This is a genomic window from Prauserella endophytica, assembly GCF_005146945.1.
Lineage (GTDB): Bacteria > Actinomycetota > Actinomycetes > Mycobacteriales > Pseudonocardiaceae > Prauserella_A > Prauserella_A endophytica.
Genome location: NZ_SWMS01000070.1, coordinates 1 through 2902, shown reverse-complemented (window position 1 = coordinate 2902; position 2902 = coordinate 1). Strand labels below are relative to the sequence as shown.

Here is a 2902-nt window from a genome sequence, read left to right as displayed (position 1 = left end):
TCGGGCGGCATTTTTCCCGAGCGTTAGTGTCGGGCAGTGTCGCGGCGTATCGGGTGCTCCGTGAGCAACGGAGCCCAATCGGAGACCAGCGTCGGCCTGCGTGCGCCCGCTGTAGGGCCACCGCAGGCAGGTTGGTAGGGGGCGTCCTGCGGTACCACTATCACACTTGTTATGAGCAGTTTTGCCTCGTATTTTCGATGTATATCTCCGGGCTCCCGATTCTATGATCAACTGTGTCGACTATTAACTACTCGATTGTTTCGGCGCGGGTGCTCTCGGCGATCACGCATTCGCCGGGGTTTGAGTCGTTCGGTGCCGAGATCGCACGGCGAACCGGGCTCCGGGGTCCGTCGATCTACAAGTCGCTCGCACGGTTGACGGAGCGGGGGTTCCTCCGGGAGGCGCGTGTCGAGCCCGCGCGACACGGGACCCCACGACGCTGGTTCGCCTTGACTGATGCTGGGCGCGTGTTGGCCGAGCGGTGGGGCGTGATGCGGCGGGAGACCGTGGTCGCTGAACGCTTGCGTGCGGTGGCCGCCGTGCTGGACTTGGGTGCGGACGATCCGTTGTCCAGGGTGGCGGACTTGCTGGACGTACCCGGAGTGCCGGGCGCCGAGTTCGACGTGAACGCCCTGGTCGACGCAGTGCTGGGACCCGACGGCGAATCTTGAGGACCCCGCCCGGGGGTCAGCTGCCTGCTGGCTGGGGTGATGCGGTCCGGGTGTGGTCATTCCACGGGCGCTGGCGCGCTTGCCGGGCTCTGGTGCACCTGCGCTCGTGACCCCGCTGCCGCCGTGTCACGTTCTGGATGACGACCGGTGGACCTGTCCGGCTCGTTCGCCATGCCGCTGGCTGGGCTAATCCGGTGTTCCTCCCTCCGCCACGAGCTACCGTCGGGGGCGATACGGGCGCGGATCGAGAGCGATACGGCCGTCGGTGTTGGTCTCGGTGATGGTCGGTGGCGAGGTGAGCGGGCGATGCCTGATGTGGAGGGGCCGGGGCAGCGCGATCGGCGCCTGGTGCTGGAGTTCATCACAGAGGATCCGTGGGAGCAGCAGCTGGCCCGGGACTACTGGCTCGTGGATGGCGATGGGAAGTTCGTCTACAAGGTCGGCGACCTGGAGCGGCGGGCCTACGACGAGCGCCCGGCGTTAGCCCGGGAGCGGATCTCGGGCTTGGCGTACTACCTGCGTAAGCGGGTTCGTGCGCATGTCCCGGCGGCGTCGTGTCCGGGCTGCGGTGCCCGTGTCCATGTCGACAACCGGCCCGACTATCAGAAGGTGCTCAAGCTGCTGGAGGCCGGCGAGGTCCAGGCGTGCGCGCCGTGCCGCGCGTCCGCGGTCGATGCGGCGGATCGAGCGGTCGCTGTGAAGCGGTGGCGTGAGGACCACGGTTGGTATGACCAGTACCGGCCGGTGAAGGTCGCGGCCTTGTCGCTGCGGGAGGCGGTGAGCCTGCTTGCACTATTCAGGGTGCCCTTCGACAGCGCGTTCACCTCGACCACACCGCTGCAACGGTGGCGGCGGAGGCTGGTGCCGCCTTACGCAGGAACCGAGCTGGACGCCCGCGCGCGGCTGCGAGAGCTGATCAAAGCGGGACTCCTGTTCCCGCATCCGGACTGCCCGTCCTCGGGGTATCGCGCCGTCCACAGCTGGGCTCAGGAGGTGTCGCTGAACTTCGAGACGGCACGTTTGACCGCCCCAGGGCCGGGGCCGACCGGCCCGCGCAACGAAGCCCTCGTCGCCGACCTCGTGGCGGCCTTGACCAGTCCATGGCCCGAACGGTGGCACCGGCAGCACGCGGTGGAGTGCCGCAGGGTGCTGCACGCCGAGAACACCGGCTACCTGATCCGAGCGCTGCACGAGCACGGCCTGCCCGCACCTCGCCACGACCTCGAACACGACATCATGGGACACCTGGCCCACACGCTGACGCTGGCGGAGGCGGTCTACCTGATCGAGACAGCGACCGAGCGTGCGCATGAGCAACTCCGGCAGGGACACCTGGCCAACGTCCGCGAGACCACCAACCAGGCCCTGGAGCGCTTGCGCTGGTATCTCCGCCAGATCACCACGGGCGAGGCCGAGCCGAAGGCACTGACCGCCCTGCCGGCACCCTGCTCGATCGTCGCGACGACGTTCTTCCGTACCGCGATGGGACGGGCTTCCGCGTTGCACGAACGTGCCGACCCGCTCACGCTGCCGCCCGCAACCGAGTCCACGTGACGACGCGCTGTCGGTCCGCACCGCTACGGTGGCCGCGATGACCACCGCCACGGCAACCCCGGACCCGTCCCACGGCAGCGACATCTTGGCCGTGGTCGCCCGCCACGTCGTGCTGCGCGAACACGCTCCCGGTCAGTGGTCCGGCCGCTGTCCGTTCTGTTCGTCGACGACCTTCCGGGTCCGCCCAGCCCACGGCACCTACCACTGCTTCGGGTGCGGTGAAGGTGGAACCGCACCCACCTTCACCGCCCGCATCCAGCACCATTGAGCCGAGCAGCGGACGGAATACACAGCGAACTCATCGCGCAACCATGGCGCCACTGCTCAACCTCAGCACCCGGCACCAGCCGCGCCCCGAACCGCCCCACACCCGAGGGAACACAATGAAGATCCTCCATGGCCCGAGCGTCCGGGTCGATCACCTCAACACCCTGCACGACTTCCTCACCGCACGCGGCTGGCGGCTCGACGACCTCATCGACACCGACGACACCGGCTACCCCGCAGACCCTGAAGCAAGCTGGCACTACCCCGACAGCTACAACGGCATCGCCATCCACGAAATCGGCGACGTCACCCCCACCCCGCTCAGCTGCCACTTCGGATTCCGGGTCTATCCCATGATCGGTGTTTCCGGCGTTGTTGATCAGTAGGTCTCGGCTCCCGGCCAGCGGTCA

General features: G+C 67.8%; 4 protein-coding genes and 1 pseudogene. All 5 read left to right on the top strand.

Annotated elements, in window-relative coordinates; translation table 11 throughout:
- Positions 1–233: 233 nt before the first annotated feature.
- Positions 234–461, top strand: a pseudogene (locus tag FCN18_RS41005) (MarR family transcriptional regulator); the annotation flags it as partial.
- 6 nt (positions 462–467) lie between these two features.
- Positions 468–671, top strand: a complete 204-nt coding sequence (locus FCN18_RS40655) for a hypothetical protein (protein WP_267285388.1) — start codon at positions 468–470, stop codon at positions 669–671.
- 306 nt (positions 672–977) lie between these two features.
- Entirely contained in the window at positions 978–2225 is a 1248-nt protein-coding gene (locus FCN18_RS38875) for a hypothetical protein (protein ID WP_137097590.1), read from the top strand.
- A 37-nt stretch (positions 2226–2262) separates the two neighbouring features.
- Positions 2263–2493, top strand: coding sequence for a CHC2 zinc finger domain-containing protein (locus tag FCN18_RS38870; protein WP_137097589.1), 231 nt, complete (start codon positions 2263–2265; stop codon positions 2491–2493).
- A gap of 115 nt (positions 2494–2608) precedes the next feature.
- On the top strand, positions 2609–2878 hold the full coding sequence (locus FCN18_RS38865) for a hypothetical protein (RefSeq protein WP_137097588.1): 270 nt from the start codon (positions 2609–2611) through the stop codon (positions 2876–2878).
- Positions 2879–2902 lie beyond the last annotated feature (24 nt).